Raw genomic sequence first — 16,627 nt, forward strand, 5'->3', positions numbered from 1 at the left:
AAGCTGTGCAATTTGAAGTTTAATAAAGTGTTAAATTGTGATATTTAGAAATTTATTTAAAATATCAACCGCGCATTTAGGAAGATTTGTTCCCGGACCAAAGATAAAATCTGCTCCGTTTGCATATAAAAATTCGTAATCCTGTTGTGGAATCACTCCACCTACAACGATCGTAATATCTTCTGCACCCAATTTCTTTAACTCTTCAACAACCTGCGGAACCAAAGTCTTATGACCTGCTGCCAAAGATGAAACCCCCAAAATGTGAATATCATTTTCTACCGCCTGTTTTGCCACCTCTTCCGGAGTTTGGAATAACGGCGCAACATCCACATCAAATCCCATATCTGCGAAGGCAGTTGCTACCACTTTTGCACCACGGTCATGACCATCTTGTCCCATTTTTGCCACCATAATTCTTGGGCGACGACCTTCTGCTTCTTCAAATTTTTGGGTAAGCTCAAGTGCTTTTCCAAAATATTCATTTTTACCTGCATTCATAGCGTAAACTCCTTGTATCGTTCTAATGTTGGCTTTGTAACGTCCGAAACTTTCTTCCATTGCATCACTCATTTCACCTAAAGTCACTCTTCTTCTTGCCGCTTCGATGCACAATGCTAAAAGATTTCCATTTCCTGTTTTCGCAGATTCACGGATTTCATTTAAAATTTGCTCAACAGATTCAGAATTCCGGCTTAATTTAATTGATTCTAATCTCTCAATTTGCTTTCTACGAACTTCTGTGTTGTCGATATCTAAAATATCGATTGGTGTTTGCTTTAAACTTGATTTAAATGAATTCACACCAATGATAAATTCTTCACCGCTGTCAATTTTAGCTTGCTTTTTTGCTGCAGCTTCTTCAATTCTCATTTTTGGAATTCCGGCTTCAATCGCTTTCGTCATTCCGCCTTCTTTTTCTACCTCATCGATGAATTTCATCGCTTCTTCGATCATTTGCTGAGTCAAAGATTCAACCAAATTACTTCCGCCCATCGGATCTACAACATCGCAGATTCCAGACTCCTGCTGGAGAATAATTTGAGTATTTCTTGCAATTTTTGCCGAATAGTCAGTTGGAAGTGCAATCGCTTCATCCAAAGCATTCGTATGAAGAGATTGAGTTCCGCCTAAAGCTGAAGACAATGCTTCAATCGCCGTTCTTGTGATATTATTGAAAGGCTCTTGCTCTGTTAAAGACCAACCTGAAGTTTGTGAATGCGTTCTTAAAGCTAAAGATTTAGGGTTTTGAGGATTAAACTGTTTTAAAAGCGTTGCCCAAATATATCTTGCAGCACGCATTTTAGCAATTTCCATGAAATGATTCATTCCGATAGCCCAGAAAAACGATAATCTTGGTGCAAAATCATCCACATTCATTCCTGCTTTAATTCCTGTTCTTACATATTCCAAACCATCAGCTAAAGTATAAGCCATTTCTAAAACGGGAGTTGCTCCCGCTTCCTGCATGTGATATCCGGAAATTGAAATCGAGTTGAATTTCGGAATATTTCTTGAAGTGTATTCAAAAATATCAGCAATAATTTTCATGGAAGGAGTCGGCGGATAAATGTATGTATTACGCACCATAAATTCTTTCAAAATATCATTCTGAATGGTTCCTGAAAGCTTATCCTGAGAAACGCCCTGCTCTTCTGCAGCTACAATATAAAATGAAAGAATTGGCAAAACCGCACCATTCATCGTCATTGAAACTGATATTTCATCTAAAGGAATTTCATTAAACAAAATCTTCATATCCTCAACAGAATCAATCGCAACGCCGGCCTTACCAACGTCACCTACAACTCTGGCGTGATCTGAATCGTAACCTCTGTGTGTCGCCAAATCAAAAGCTACCGATAGGCCTTTTTGTCCGGCTGCTAAGTTTCTTCTGTAAAATGCGTTAGATTCTTCGGCTGTAGAAAAACCTGCATATTGACGGATCGTCCAAGGTTTTTGAACATACATCGTAGAATAAGGACCTCTTAAAAAAGGTGCAATTCCCGGAGAACTGTCACTAATGTCTTTATTTTTTACGTCTTCTGCCGTGTATTTTGATTTTAGCTCAAGTCCATCCTTTTCAAATTGATAGATTTCCTGCTGATTTTCAGATATATTAAATTGAGGAATTTTATTCTTTATTTCCCTTCTCATTTCTTCAGATTTAAGATTTTAAAAATAAGCATTTTTATGGGAATGTTTTGCGATTGATTTTCAGAAGGAAAAAGTACATTAAATGCTGAAAAATGAAAAATATTTGACACATTGGTCACAAACAGTTTTCATTATCATTCTGCTTAAAAGAACATATTAGTATTTTGAAAATCTTTGCTTTTTTTAATTTGGTCTAAATGTTTTTAAATATAACTGAAAAATATGTTATTGCTATATGTATGAATTAATAGGATTTCATCCTATTCTTCGTTAAATCGTCCTTTCAGGACTTCTTAAAAAACACAAAAGCGAGACTGTAATAATACAATCTCGCTTTTAATTTTAAAATCTTTAATAATCTTAAAAATTATTTTCCAAGCTTTTTAATGCCCATTTCATATAAAGCAAAAGAAATTAAATCTGCATTTTCACTGATAACTTGGTCTGTTGCTCTTCCTGCACCATGACCTGCATTTTTCTCGATTCTTAGTAAAATAGGGTTTGCACACTTCTGCTTTTCCTGTAATTCTGCACCAAATTTGAATGAATGCGCCGGAACAACTCTATCGTCGTGATCACTTGTAATAATCATTGTTGACGGATAACAAGTTCCTGCTTTTACGTTATGAACCGGAGAATATGATTTTAAATAATCAAACATTTCTTTGTTGTCTTCGGCAGTTCCATAATCATAAGACCAACCTGCTCCAGCAGTAAATTTGTTGTACCTCAACATATCTAAAACTCCAACTCCCGGAAAGGCAACTTTAGCCAAATCAGGACGCATCGTTATCGTCGCTCCAACTAACAAGCCTCCGTTTGACCTTCCAGAAAGCGCCATGTATTCTTTTGAAGTATAGCCTTTACTTTGCAAATATTCTCCAGCTGCAATGAAATCTTCAAATACATTTTTCTTCTGCATTTTTGTTCCTGCATCGTGCCATTTTTTACCATATTCACCTCCGCCACGAATGTTTGGAACAGCGTAAATTCCTCCATTTTCCATCCAGATCGCATTAACTACAGAGAAAGAAGGCTGCAAGCTAACGTTAAAACCACCGTAAGAATAAAGAATTGTAGGATTTTTGCCATTCAGTTTTATTCCTTTTTTATAATTAATCATCATCGGAACTTTGGTTCCGTCTTTTGAAGTATAAAATACCTGCTCTGAAACATAATCTTCAGGATTAAATTTCACTTTCGGTTTTTGGTAAACTTCAGATTTTCCGGTATCTGCATTGAATTTATAAGTCGTTCCCGGAGTAATATAATTGCTGAAAGAATAATACAATTCTTTCTCTGTTTCTTTACCTCCAAAACCACCTACATTTCCTTTTCCAGGAAGAGAAATTTCTCTGATTAGCTTTCCTGTTTTGTCAAACTGTTTCACTTTATCAATCGCATCAACCATATAAGTAGCGAAGAAATAACCTCCGCCGCCGGAAATCCCCAACACATTTTCTGTTTCAGGAATAACATCTTTCCAGGTTTCAGGAGATGGATTTTGAATGGTAGTTTTCACCAAACGCATATTTGGAGCATCTTTATCAGTAAAAATGAAAAGATTATCCCCTTCTGTGTCAACAATATTTACATTGATATCAAAACCTTTGTTAATCTGAACGAAATCACCGCCTTTTTTTAAGTCTTTAACATACAACTCGTTTCCGTTGGTTGCATTCGCTGCAGAAATAATCAAATATCTCTGATCTTCAGAAACTCCTGCTCCCAAATATCTTCTCGGAGTTTTATCACCACCAAAAATCAATTGATCGGCAGATTGCTTTGTTCCTAATTTATGAAAATACACTTTGTGTTTGTCTGTCATTCCCGAAAGTACAGTTCCTTCTTTCGGCTTGTCGTAGCTTGAATAATAGAAACCTTCATCACCCTGCCAAGAAATTCCGCTGAATTTTACATCAACCAAAGTTTCATCGATTGGCTTTTTCGTAATAGCATCAATGATGATGATTTTATTCCAGTCGCTTCCTCCTTCAGAAATTGAATAGGCTGCCAAATTTCCTTTTTTATTGAAAGATAAGCTGGAAAGTGAAGTTGTTCCTTTGTCTGAAAATTTATTCGGATCTAAGAAAACTTCTGTAGTTTTTGTTTTATTGTTGGTTCTGTATAAAACCGACTGCGCCTGTAATCCGTCGTTTTTATAATAATACGTAAAATCTCCTTCTTTAAAAGGCGCACCAATCTTTTCGTAATTCCAAATATCTGTTAATTGCTTTTTAATTTGCTCTCTGAAAGGAATTTTTGACAAATAATTTTGGCTGTAAGCAACTTCTTCATCTACCCATTTTTTGGTAGGTTCTGAATCATTTTCTAAATCTCTGTACGGATCTGCAACGGCCGTTCCGAAATAGGTATCTGTCTGATTTCCTTTGATTGCTTTAGGATAAGTCATTTTTTGAGCATAAACTGTAGCCGAAAACAAAACTCCGGCTGTTAATAACATAGGTTTAAAATTCATTATGAAGGATTTTCTCAAAAATACGCAAAGTTGTGGGAATACAAAAGCCTACACTGTGTGACTTTTTTTGTGCCTTTTTCACAAAATATTTCTTACCCTATTTAAAATTTTCCCAAAATTCCTTTGAGTATAGAGTATTCAAAAAAAACTAATAATCTAAAATTATTTAACATTTTTTTGAATACATATTTAATTATAACGTAAGTGAAATAAAGTTTAATTATTAATTAAAAATTTTATATTTTTACGAAAATAGAGCGGAATCCGAAAAGCTAATTAGAGTAGGAAAATCAAATTAAAACAATATGAAAAATTTAAAAAAAATCGACAGAAAAGAGTTGAAAAACATTCAAGGAGGAGGAACGAAATGTTACGACTTGAGAGACTCTCCAACTGATCCGTGTGAGGAACTCAATAATCAAGGAACAGGATGTTATAGATTCAATAACTGCTCAATGATTTGTACACTGGGGCCATGCAGGTAAACTTAGTATATTAAATAAAGTCAATAATTAAATTCATACTGTTATTTATAACTTTAGGTATTTAATTATTGACTTCTTTAATTTTATTTTTTGATTAATCCCAATTCAATTAATCTTTCATGCAAAAATTCTCCAGCTGTTGTATCTTCATATAACTTTGGATTGTTTTCGTCAACACAGTTTTCTAAAGCATTCAGCGACATTTCGCTTACCGGATGCATAAAGAAAGGAATAGAATATCTTGAAGTTCCCCACAATTCTCTTGGTGGATTTACCACTCTGTGAATGGTAGATTTCAGCTTGTTGTTGGTATGTCTCGAAAGCATATCTCCAACATTAATCATCAATTCGTCTGGTTGTGCAATCGCATCAATCCATTCACCTTTGTGATTTTGTACCTGAAGACCTTTTCCCTGAGAACCCATCAAAAGAGTAATTAGGTTAATATCTCCGTGAGCTGCAGCTCTTACCGCATCATCCGGTTCCTGAGTAATCGGAGGATAGTGAATCGGTCTCAAAATAGAATTTCCTTCTGCAATTTTATCATCAAAATAAAACTCATCAAGACCAAGATACAATGCTAAAGCTCTCAAAACATATTTTCCTGTTTTTTCAAGCATCTGGTAAGTTTCTTTACCTACCTCATTAAATTGTGGAAGCTCGTCTACGATTACATTGTCAGGATATTTGCTTTTGTATTTTGAGTCATCCGAAACATATTGTCCGAAATGCCAAAATTCTTTCAAATCACCTTTTTTAAAACCTTTAGCCGTTTCTTTACCAAACCCCACATAACCTCTTTGTCCCCCAATTCCTGGGATCTCATACTTTTGCTTGGTTTCTGTTGGAAGTTCGAAGAAGTTTTTCACTTCTCCATAAAGATTGTCTACGAGTTTGTCATCAAGGAAATGTCCTTTTAAGGCTACAAAACCAATTTCTTCGTAAGCTTTTCCGATTTCATTTACAAATTTCTGTTTGCGTTCCGGGTTGTCCGAAAGGAAATCACGCAGGTCTACACTAGGTATTTTATCCATTTTATAGAAATTTTACGTGCCGCTAAATTACTGATTTTTTGAATTAAATCATTTTACAATTCATTATTTATAAACTAAATTTGCTCTATGAAAAAATATTCTTCTAAAAGAAGTATTCAGGTACTTGCCAATATTCTTCATCAGTACAAAATTTTAGACGTTGTAATATCTCCGGGATCCAGAAATGCTCCTTTGGCAATTCATTTTTCAGAGATGGATGATTTTAACTGTTTCAGTATAATTGACGAAAGAAGTGCGGCTTTCGTAGCTCTTGGAATGGCAATGAGTGAGAAAAAGCCTGTTGCAATTACCTGTACAAGCGGTTCTGCAGCAGCAAATTATTATCCTGCGATTACCGAAGCTTTTTATCAGAATATTCCATTGTTGATTTTAACGGCAGACCGACCAACAGATTATGTTGATCTTTTTGACGGCCAAACGATCAGACAAAACAATCTGTTTCATCAGCATTCTTACGGAGATTTTCAATTAGTTGAAGACAGCAAAGATGATGCGGAAAGCATCAATTCAGATCTTATAAAAAAGGCAGTCGAGCTTTGTTTTGAAAAACAAGGTCCGGTTCATATCAATATTCCATTGGAAGAACCTTTATACGATTTGGTTTCAGAGCTTCCAACTTTTCCGGAGGTTGAGAAAACCATTAAAAAGAAAGAGTACGAAATTCCTTCAAATTTAGTCGCAGACTGGAATACCTCACAGAGAATTATGATCCTTGTCGGGACAAAAGGCTACAGTCCTGAACTTGAAAACCAACTTACCCAATTGGTTAAAAACCATTCAGTTGTTGTTTTAAGCGAAGCAAATTCAAATTTATATCATGAAAAGTTTTTCAGACATATCGACCGATATATTTTTGCATTCACAGAAGAAGATTTTAAAACTTACGCACCCGATTTATTGATTACCGTTGGGCAAAATGTAGTTTCTAAAAAAGTAAAGCAGTTTTTAAGAAATGCTCATCCGAAACAACATTGGCATTTGGATGAAGTTTGGCAACCGGACACCTACTTTTCTCTGACCCAGAAAATAGAAATTAAGCCAGAGGTTTTCTTTTCTAAATTATTAAATTTCATCAACTTAGAACCTAGACCTTACTATAATCTTTGGGATGTTTTAAGAGATAAAAAAGATAAAAAGCATGACGATTTCTTAAATTTAGTGGAGTTTTCAGATTTCTATTTCTTTAATAAAGCTTCACAGAGCATTCCTGAGAATTACAATATACACTTCAGTAATTCATCGGCGATTCGTTATGCACAATTATTTGATTTTGGTAAGAGAAAAATGTACTGCAACCGCGGAACAAGTGGAATTGACGGTTGTACTTCCACGGCAATGGGTTTTGCCATCAAGAACAAAAACCCGACCTTATTGATTACAGGGGACTTAAGTTTCTTCTATGACATCAATGGTTTGTGGAATCAATACATCCCACCGTTTACAAGAATCATTATTTTTAATAACGGAGAAGGAAATATTTTTAAGATAATTCCCGGACCTGGAAATGCCAACTCAAATACGGTTGATGAATTCATTTCCACGAAGCATCATAAACATGCAGAATTCCTGGCTAAACATTTTGGTTTCTCTTATGTGAAAGTTGAAGATGACGGAACTCTAGACCGCGTTTTCGAAAATTTCTTTAAACCAGATCCCCAACCTAAAATAATGGAAGTCAACACACAGGGTAAAACCAATGCTGATACACAGAAGAGTTATTTTAAATTTTTAAAGGAAATTTAAAATAGTATTTAAGCGATAAGTTATTAGGAAGATTGAGAAAAATTCTAAAACTTTAATGATAAAAAAGCAGATCTATTGGCTAATAGATCTGCTTTTTATTTTAATCTGCGAGAGAAAAATATTTTAAATAATTAAATATCTAAATAATCATTATTACCTGGAAGATTGGTGATTTTATGGATCGGATAAATAAACATATCATCAAAATCATTCATTGCATTAATCAATTGAAAATGTGTGAATTCTTTGATATTCTGCAACGTAATTTCAGTTTCTTTTATTTTCTTTTTCTTTAAAAGATATTGTCTTTGCACTCCGTTTAAAAGATAAGTGGATGGCGTAAACCAATCTTTCCCTTTTTGGAATAATATATTTGAAAATGAAGTATCTGTGATGTGGTTATTCTTAACAATAATAATTTCCTCAGCCTTAGATTTCGTTTTCATTTTCTCCAGTTCTTTACGGTCTTCAAATTTAAATGAATAATCATAACTATTGTTTTCAACCAACTGAAAATCCTGAATTTCAGGAATTGCATAAGGCATCATCATCGTTCTGAATTTTTTGTCAAGATCATAAACAAGTCGCAGTTTGTATAAACCGTCTTCATCGTGCTCAAGATCTTTGAAAACCTTAGCCAAATCAATAGAACCTTCTTTCCCAAAATGGGCGAAAGTCTCATTCACACGTTTTTGGTGAAACTCCAACAGGAATAATTCCTGATCTTCTACTTTAATACTTTCAATAAATTGGGACATAGATTTTATTTTTCATTTCTTCGTACTCGTCTTCTAACTTACTCATGTGCGTAATTCCGCCACCGCTTTTGAAATATAGCTGATCGCCTTCTTTTTCAATAAAACGAATCATTACACAACTGTCTAGATTTTCACCATCAAACCAACCACAAACTCCCGTATAAAAACCTCTGTCGAAACCTTCTGCTTCTAGAATAATTTCTAAAGTTTTAGGTTTTGGTGCTCCTAAAATAGATCCTGCAGGCAAAAGTTTTTGCACAATGCTTCCCACTTTTCCTTTAAACTCAGGTTTTAAGTTTCCTGAAATTTCAGAACTCATCGCATACAGATCTTTCTGTTTTGTTTTCAGAAAATCAATATGCTGAAATTTATCAACTTTCACATCGTCTGCAACTATACTCAAATCATTCCTAAGTAAATCGACCACTGTATAATGTTCGGCTTTTTCTTTTTTATCGTTCTTCAAAACCTCTGCAGCATTTTCTAAAGACGCATCAATAGTACCTTTCATAGGATACGTTATGATTTTATCATTAACAATCTTTACGAAAGTTTCAGGAGAAAAAAATACGAAAAAATCTTTATATAAAACTTTATATTTTGCCTGAGAATGATGAAAAATTTCTTCTAAATTGAGATTGGTTTCAATTTTTGTTTTCCGGGTATAATTTGTTAAATAAGAATTTCCTAAACGAATATTATTTTGAACGTGATTGAAACCTTTTTTAAAGCTTTCTAATGACTCTGGAAATGATTTCCATTTTATTTTTTTTTGTAAAACGTCTTGCTTTTTCACATTCGAAAAATACTGAAAATCAATCAACAAACCTTCTTTTTTAATTTCATTCTCTGTGAAAATTTCGACCTTATCAACCAGAAAGTCTATGATAAAGAAAAAAGGAACTTTCTGATGTGAAAGTTCGTCCATTTCAATAAATTTTTGATGATTCGCCGAAAACATTCCGCAAAAGTAGTTATTGATGTTTACTTTTGCACAAAATATTTTCATGCAGAAGCAATATCCACAAAAACCAGGAATCGATTTTATCTTAAAACAGGCATTTTTTTATTGGAATAAAACATTGGTGTACCAATTACTATTTTCAATAATCTACTTTTCTGTTTTCTTTGCCGCTTATCTTTATATTGAAAATAGGTTTGGAATTTACAATCAGTTCTCAAGCGCTTTCTTAGAATATTTTCAAGTAGGACCCAAAGGAATTGATGCTCTGAATCAAGAGTTAGCAACTATAAAATCAGGCACAAACTATACTTATACTACATTAGGAATACTTATTGTTTCAGCATTTTTATATCCATTAAATTTAGGTTTTTTTCAAATTTACAGAAAGATTGATTTAAAAGAACAGGTTGAAATGTCAGATTTATTTGTTGGATACAACGGATTGAATTTTTTTAGATATACTTCTTATTTTGTTTTTTGGTTTTTAGTGTGTGACATGCTTAAAGTCACCGTTGTTTTCCCTCTTTTATGGATTATGATTACATTATTTATCGCACCATTGATGTTTTTCCAGAATAAAACTATTTTTGAAGGAATTTCTTTAAGCTGGAAAGCGATTAAAATGTATTTCATTGAAATTTTGGTTTGTACAATCGTTGCAGTTTTATTTAAATATGTTGGGTTTGCTGTCTTTTTGGTTGGTGCATTATTTACTTTTCCATTTTGGAATGCGATGATTTATTCATTATATAAAACAATTTTCACAGAAGAAGCTTAATTTTTGATAAAAATGGTATCTTTTTGTTCTTAAAAAAAGTTAAATTTGAGAAACATTAAAAATAAACACCATGTCAGAATTTAACGAATTTGATCAGCAAGGCTCTGTACCTGAAAGAAATACTGGATCTATAATTTCTCATGCTTTCGAAATGTATAAAGGGGTATTTCTTTATGCTTTGGTAGCGATGATCATTTACTTTATAGCAGATTCTATTATACAATCTATTACAGGATTAAATTTTTATTCGAATTACAGCAGTTTCAGGAATTTTGATGAAGACAACTATAGAAGTATTTTGATAGACAGACCGGGAATGTCTCTTTATTATTCATTTTCAGGTTTATTGAGTATTCTTGTGTCACCTCTTTATGTGGGTTTAATTTACATTGCTAATAAATTTAATACAAAAGTACCGATCGAATTTTCAGATCTCTTTATTGGATATCGTCAAAATCTAGGTAATATTTTATTGTATAGCCTGATCACCAATATTATTTTATGGGTTTCTCTTGCTATGTGTGTTATTCCTGTATTCTTTGTTTATCCGTTGTTTCTTTTAGGCTACCCTATTCTACTGTTTGAAAATGCTAATGCTATGGACGCTATTTCAAAAACCTATAATATTGCCAAAGAAAATTACAGTATATTTTTAGGAACCGCTTTTTTAGGAATGATAATTAGTGTTGCCGGAATCATTTTATGTTGTGTTGGTATAATTTTTACTTTACCATTTATCTATATCGCAATGTATTCTATTTATTGCGCATATTTAGGAAAGCCACGACAAATAACATATACTAAATGACACCACAAAACAAAGACAAACAAATTAGCAGCACAGCAATAAAGCAGGTTTCTTTGCTTGCGATCATTTTGGTTCTAACAGGATTGGTCTGTTTTAATCTTGCGCTATTTATCCCTTCTGTTTTGGGAGCAATTACCATTTATGTGGTCTGCAGGAAATATAATTTCTATTTGCAGGAAGAACGAAAATGGAAACCTTGGGCTGCTGCTTTGGTTCTCATGTTCGCTAGTTTAATTATTATTATTCTTCCGGTATATTTTATTGCCGACCTCTTAATTGAAAAGCTTGGAAATGCACAAGCTTATATGAATAAATTTAACATCTTCGTAGACAAAATTCACAGTTTCGTTTATAAAAAAACAAGTTTTGATCTTCTGAGCAAAGAAAATATGACCAAGTTGAAAGATGTTGCCGGAAGGTACTCTACCTCAGCGTTAAGCGGAACATTTAATGTATTGACCATCATTATGTCGATGTACTTTATTCTTTACTTTATGTTTGAGAAACCAAGATTTTTCGAGAGAATTTTAGCTTCTGCTGCTCCTCTGAAAAGATCTAATGTTTCTTTGATCGGAGAGAAGATGCGTAAACTAATTATGGCAAATGCGATAGGAATTCCTGTTGTAGCGCTTGGTCAGGGCATTGTTGCCGTTATTGGTTATTTTATTTTTGGAGCGCCAAGTCCCATTTTACTTTTTGCCTTAACTGCCGTTGCTTCGATGATCCCGATCGTGGGAGCCGGAATTGTATATGTTCCAATATGTATTTTTATGATCGCAGAAGGGCAAACAGGTCCCGGAATTGGTCTTGGAGTCTACTGTTTGGTAGTGGTAGGTTTAACCGATAATGTCCTTCGTTTTACTTTGCTTAAAAAACTGGAAGATATTCACCCTTTAAATACCGTTTTCGGAATTATTATGGGAATGAATCTTTTTGGGTTTATGGGATTGATCTTCGGGCCAATATTAGTGTCATTTACCTTACTTTTGATTCAGGTCTACAGAAACGAGTTCTCTGATGATGAAACTCCTGAAATACAACTTTCAGACAGAGATCGAAATACCGAAAACGAAATTGATTTAATAGTTTAAAAAATGGAACAAGGAATAAATCCTGAAATTTTACAGGAAATATGCGTGGTAAAAATGCCTTTCGGAAAATATAAAGACACTATTTTAGCTGATCTTCCGATAAGCTATCTGGAATGGTTTCAGCGCCAAGGAATGCCCCCCGGAAAACTGGGAATGCAGCTTTCTACGATTTACGAAATAAAGCTAAATGGTTTGATAGACCTGCTTACGCCTCTTCGTGGTGGAAAAGTAAGTTATGAAAAACCTAAAACTAAGATTTATAAGTTTTAAAAAAGTTTACAAAGTTTCGGCGGCACCTTTGGTGCCGCCGAAACTCTTATTTATGTAAAGATTAAATTATTTAGGCTCCCACAATTCAACTTTATTACCTTCCAAATCGAGGATATGAATGAATTTCCCAAAATCATACACGGAAATTTCGTCAAGAATCGTTACTTCTTCTTTTTTTAATTCATTAACTAAAGCGTCTAAATTTTCAACCGTATAATTAATCATAAACTCTCTTTTTGAAGGTTCAAAATACTCTGTTGTTTCTTTGGTTGGACTCCAAGTCAAAGAGCCCTTTGCATCAGAATCAGACATTTCTTTCCAGTCAAATGTTGCTCCATATTCATTGGTATCAATTCCAAGATGGGTTTTGTACCATTCTTTCATTTTGATTGGATCTTTACATTTGAAGAAAATTCCTCCAATTCCTGTTACTCTTTTCATTATATCGTTTTAGTTTATTTAAATAATTATCCTTTCAAAGCTACAATTTCATCTCTCAGTTTTGCCGCTTTTATAAAGTCAAGATTTTTTGCAGCAGCTTCCATTTCTTTTTGCTTTTGACCAATCATTTTTTCGATATCTTCAGTAGCATAAGTTGCTTTTACCTCGGCAACTTTTTGGGTAATTTCCTTTTGAGTATATTTTTCGTCAGGGAAATCTTTACTTCTGCCGACAAGATTTTCTGATATTTTTTTATTTAATGCGGTCGGAACTTTTCCATGTTCTTCATTATAGGCAATCTGCTTCGCTCTACGATATTCAGTTTCATCAAGAGCAGCCTGCATCGATTTGGTGATTTTATCGGCATACATTATGGCTCTCCCATTGATATTTCTCGCAGCACGGCCCACTGTCTGTATCATAGACCTTCGGCTTCTCAACATTCCTTCTTTATCGGCATCTAAAATTGCAACCAAAGAAACTTCAGGTAAATCAAGACCTTCTCTCAATAAATTGACTCCGATTAAAACATCAAAAACACCGAGACGCAAATCCTGCATAATCTGAATACGCTCTAAAGTTTCAACATCAGAGTGAATATATCTGGTTCTGATTCCGAATTTTGTAAAATATTTAGTAAGCTCTTCCGCCATTTTTTTGGTTAAAGTAGTCACCAAAACTCTTTCATCAATTTCAGCACGCTTATTTATTTCTTCCATTAAATCATCAATCTGATTTAAGGAAGGTCTTACTTCAATAATTGGATCTAAAAGTCCTGTAGGTCGGATAATTTGCTCAATATATTCACCACCGGTTTTTTCCAGTTCATAATCTGCCGGAGTTGCCGAAACATAAATTACCTGATTTTGAATCGCTTCAAATTCTTCAAACTTTAAAGGTCTATTATCCATCGCTGCAGGAAGTCGGAAACCATATTCCACCAAAGCTTCTTTACGGCTTCTGTCGCCACCATACATCGCATGAACCTGCGGAACGGTAACGTGACTTTCATCAATCACCATTAAGAAATCCTTTGGAAAATAATCTAAAAGGCAGAAAGGTCGAGATCCCGGAAGTCTTCCATCGAGATAACGTGAATAATTTTCGATTCCTGAGCAATAACCAAGCTCTTTTATCATTTCAAGATCTAACTCTGTTCTTTCCTGCAGTCTTTTCGATTCTAAAGGCTTTCCGATTTCTGAGAAAAAGTCTACCTGTTTCACCATATCATCCTGTATGTTTTTTATCGCACCATTCAATGTTTCTTTTGTGGTTACGAAAAGATTAGCAGGATAAATCTGAATTTGATCAAAATTGGAAGTTACATTTCCAGAAACAGGATCAAAACTTTGAATTTTTTCAATTTCATCACCAAAAAACTGAATTCTTATTCCGTTATCTGCATATGCAGGAAACACATCAATGACATCTCCTTTTACACGAAACGTCCCGCGTTGAAAGTCAGCCAACGTTCTTGAATACAAGGCATTAACTAAAGAATGAAGCAATGCAGTTCGGGTTGTTTTTTCGCCAATCTCAAGAGAAATTAATGATTTATGAAATTCAGCAGGGTTTCCAACACCATAAATACATGATACTGAGGCAACAATCAAAATATCTCTTCTTCCGGAAAGCAAACTTGCAATTGCCGAAAGACGTAATTTTTCGACCTCTTCATTGATACTTAAATCTTTTTCTATATAAGTTCCTGAGCTTGCAATATAAGCTTCAGGTTGATAGTAATCATAGTAACTCACGAAATACTCGACAGCATTTTCAGGGAAAAACTCTTTAAATTCCATAAAAAGCTGAGCCGCCAAAGTTTTGTTGTGCGCCAAGACCAAAGTTGGTTTCTGAACGTTATTCACAAGATTGGCAACGGTAAATGTTTTCCCGGAACCCGTTACACCAAGCAAAGTTTGATATTTTTCGCCGATTTCTATTCCGGCGGTCAATTTTTCAATTGCTTTGGGTTGATCTCCTGTGGGTTGATATTCTGATTGAAGGTTGAATTGCATAGAACAAATTTAGCAAATAAAAAAATGCGAAGATGAAGAGTGAGGTCATAAAATCAGATATCAACACTAGAGATAAGTTATTTATTCTCCTCAATTAGTTTTCTTGTTTGATGATTAAAAATACCCTGAGCCTTATCTTGTGCTTGTGTGACAATACAATCAGCAATACTTACATAAATAATATTATTGTCATCTTCTAAATGTGCATTTTTTGTGATGTTAAAATTTGCACTATTCATTCCGGATGTTAACAAAACTGGTTTTCCTTCACGAAATAGTTGCGTGGCAATTCCTTTTAATCTTGCAATAGCAATTTTTTTAATAGTTTCATCCTCAGACTCCATAAGAAATATACAGCCCCAAATACAATAGGATTCAGGTTGATTTAGTACAGGATAAATCTTTAATTCTTCCTTTCCATGATTCAAATAATTAAAATATCTAATTAATAATGAAAATGGAAAATTTTCATCAACTTTAGTTTCTTCCTGCGCAGATGAAAAGTGAATACCTAAAATTATGAATAATATTATATAAATCCTTTTCATCTACTGATATTTTATAAAAATTAATCAAAGATAATGAAAACTCTTTTCCAACAAACATCTTTGAAAGTTTAGCAATAAAAAACCGCAAAGCATTAAACTTTACGGTTGAAATTGATATCGCTTAAAGCGCTATTATATTTATTGTGTTTTTTTGTAAGCAGTAAATTGCATTGCCATAGGAAGGTTATATCGATATGCTACTGGTTCTCCATCTTTTGTAGCAGGTTTCCAAGTGATGTTTTCATTGGCTTCTTTTGTAACTCTCAAAACTTCATTATTAAATTTCTCGTTCTCTCCTTCTGCTTTTAAATCTCTTATACTTCCGTTTTTATCAACAACAAACGTTATCGTTGATCTTACTAGGTCATTGCTCTCACCAAAAATGGCAGAATTAAAATTTTTAGATACTTTCTTTCTTAATTCATTGACTCCTCCTGGATATTCTGCAGGCACCAAGTCTGCAGCAACTCCTTCCACTGCTGTAGAAATATCTTGAATAGTTTTCGGATCTGGTTTCTCTGACCTCGTTTTTACTTCCGAAACCTTTGCATTGATGTTTTTTCTAGGAGAAACTGTATCTTTTTTAATGTCATTGTATCCTACTCCATTAAAACCAACCCCAATTCCTTCATTTTTTACAAATTTTTCGCTATTTGAATTTGTCGCTAGAGGAATCTTTTTCTCTTGAAAAATATTTAGACCTGAATCTTCCGATGTTTCTTTTGCATATGTTTTTTCTGCAAAAACGATTGCCAAAACAGCAAATGCTGGTACTGCAAGGTAGTTTTTCACCTTCGCAAATTTTGAATTTTTGTTATTCATCATAATAAATCTTTTTTTGGTGTTATTAAAATTAAACTGATGGATCAAATGAAGATTCTGTTGTTTTAAAATTTCCTGCAGAATCAGCTCCTGATAACTTTTTATGTTTTTATTCTGAACTTGTTTAAACTTATTTAGAAAAAGAGTTTCCAGAAAATTAGCAATTTAGAGTTGCAAAAAAAAAGAACTAAAATCTGGAACTCATAAGCA

General features: G+C 33.8%; 15 protein-coding genes. 6 read left to right on the forward strand and 9 right to left on the reverse strand.

The window, feature by feature from the left end:
* Positions 1–30 precede the first annotated feature (30 nt).
* Together scpA and B5X64_RS20555 are read right to left on the reverse strand one after the other, a co-directional pair.
* Positions 31–2,157 (reverse strand): methylmalonyl-CoA mutase, encoded by a 2,127-nt coding sequence (gene scpA, locus B5X64_RS20550; RefSeq protein WP_079467001.1) that lies wholly within the window; start codon positions 2,155–2,157, stop codon positions 31–33.
* Between the two features lie 367 nt (positions 2,158–2,524).
* Positions 2,525–4,636 carry a prolyl oligopeptidase family serine peptidase gene (locus B5X64_RS20555; RefSeq protein WP_079467002.1) on the reverse strand — a complete coding sequence of 704 codons (2,112 nt, stop codon included), beginning with the start codon at positions 4,634–4,636 and terminating at the stop codon, positions 2,525–2,527.
* A 305-nt stretch (positions 4,637–4,941) separates the two neighbouring features.
* Here B5X64_RS20555 and B5X64_RS23410 point away from each other — a divergent pair, with 305 nt between their 5' ends.
* Positions 4,942–5,121 (forward strand): bacteriocin-like protein, encoded by a 180-nt coding sequence (locus B5X64_RS23410; protein ID WP_123921031.1) that lies wholly within the window; start codon positions 4,942–4,944, stop codon positions 5,119–5,121.
* Positions 5,122–5,204: 83 nt separating this feature from the next.
* Here the strand turns inward: B5X64_RS23410 and B5X64_RS20560 are convergent, their stop codons facing one another.
* Positions 5,205–6,155, reverse strand: a complete 951-nt coding sequence (locus B5X64_RS20560; RefSeq protein ID WP_079467003.1) for an isopenicillin N synthase family dioxygenase — start codon at positions 6,153–6,155, stop codon at positions 5,205–5,207.
* Between the two features lie 87 nt (positions 6,156–6,242).
* Here B5X64_RS20560 and menD point away from each other — a divergent pair, with 87 nt between their 5' ends.
* Complete coding sequence (gene menD / locus B5X64_RS20565; protein ID WP_079467004.1) at positions 6,243–7,919, forward strand: 2-succinyl-5-enolpyruvyl-6-hydroxy-3-cyclohexene-1-carboxylic-acid synthase; 1,677 nt, start codon at positions 6,243–6,245, stop codon at positions 7,917–7,919.
* Between the two features lie 131 nt (positions 7,920–8,050).
* Here menD and B5X64_RS20570 read toward each other — a convergent pair whose 3' ends face one another.
* Together B5X64_RS20570 and B5X64_RS20575 are read right to left on the reverse strand one after the other, a co-directional pair.
* Positions 8,051–8,677: an aminotransferase class IV gene (locus B5X64_RS20570; protein WP_079467005.1), complete on the reverse strand. Its 627-nt coding sequence runs from the start codon at positions 8,675–8,677 to the stop codon at positions 8,051–8,053.
* Positions 8,661–9,638 carry an aminodeoxychorismate synthase component I gene (locus B5X64_RS20575; protein ID WP_079467016.1) on the reverse strand — a complete coding sequence of 326 codons (978 nt, stop codon included), beginning with the start codon at positions 9,636–9,638 and terminating at the stop codon, positions 8,661–8,663. Before B5X64_RS20575 ends, B5X64_RS20570 begins: the two co-directional genes overlap by 17 nt.
* 46 nt (positions 9,639–9,684) lie before the next feature.
* Between B5X64_RS20575 and B5X64_RS20580 the strand changes: the two genes are divergently transcribed.
* The 4 genes from B5X64_RS20580 (at position 9,685) to B5X64_RS20595 (ending at position 12,588) form a co-directional block, all read left to right on the forward strand.
* Positions 9,685–10,419 carry a hypothetical protein gene (locus B5X64_RS20580; RefSeq protein ID WP_079467006.1) on the forward strand — a complete coding sequence of 245 codons (735 nt, stop codon included), beginning with the start codon at positions 9,685–9,687 and terminating at the stop codon, positions 10,417–10,419.
* A gap of 70 nt (positions 10,420–10,489) precedes the next feature.
* Entirely contained in the window at positions 10,490–11,227 is a 738-nt protein-coding gene (locus B5X64_RS20585; RefSeq protein WP_079467007.1) for a beta-carotene 15,15'-monooxygenase, read from the forward strand.
* Positions 11,224–12,318 (forward strand): AI-2E family transporter, encoded by a 1,095-nt coding sequence (locus B5X64_RS20590; RefSeq protein WP_079467008.1) that lies wholly within the window; start codon positions 11,224–11,226, stop codon positions 12,316–12,318. The genes B5X64_RS20585 and B5X64_RS20590 overlap by 4 nt, the downstream gene beginning before the upstream one ends.
* 15 nt (positions 12,319–12,333) lie before the next feature.
* On the forward strand, positions 12,334–12,588 hold the full coding sequence (locus B5X64_RS20595) for a DUF3820 family protein (RefSeq protein WP_079467017.1): 255 nt from the start codon (positions 12,334–12,336) through the stop codon (positions 12,586–12,588).
* Positions 12,589–12,654: 66 nt separating this feature from the next.
* On the opposite strand, the gene B5X64_RS20600 is transcribed toward B5X64_RS20595, so the two are convergent.
* The 4 genes from B5X64_RS20600 to B5X64_RS20615 all read right to left on the reverse strand — a co-directional run bounded on the left by B5X64_RS20600 (position 12,655) and on the right by B5X64_RS20615 (position 16,420).
* Positions 12,655–13,029, reverse strand: a complete 375-nt coding sequence (locus tag B5X64_RS20600; RefSeq protein WP_079467009.1) for a VOC family protein — start codon at positions 13,027–13,029, stop codon at positions 12,655–12,657.
* 26 nt (positions 13,030–13,055) lie between these two features.
* Complete coding sequence (uvrB, locus tag B5X64_RS20605; RefSeq protein WP_079467010.1) at positions 13,056–15,047, reverse strand: excinuclease ABC subunit UvrB; 1,992 nt, start codon at positions 15,045–15,047, stop codon at positions 13,056–13,058.
* Positions 15,048–15,124: 77 nt separating this feature from the next.
* The gene (locus tag B5X64_RS20610; RefSeq protein WP_079467011.1) at positions 15,125–15,595 is read right to left on the reverse strand and encodes a hypothetical protein; all 471 of its coding nucleotides are present in this window, start codon (positions 15,593–15,595) and stop codon (positions 15,125–15,127) included.
* Between the two features lie 138 nt (positions 15,596–15,733).
* Complete coding sequence (locus tag B5X64_RS20615) at positions 15,734–16,420, reverse strand: energy transducer TonB (protein ID WP_079467012.1); 687 nt, start codon at positions 16,418–16,420, stop codon at positions 15,734–15,736.
* Positions 16,421–16,627: the final 207 nt, after the last annotated feature.

The organism is Chryseobacterium balustinum (assembly GCF_900168205.1).
Classification (GTDB): Bacteria; Bacteroidota; Bacteroidia; order Flavobacteriales; family Weeksellaceae; genus Chryseobacterium; species Chryseobacterium balustinum.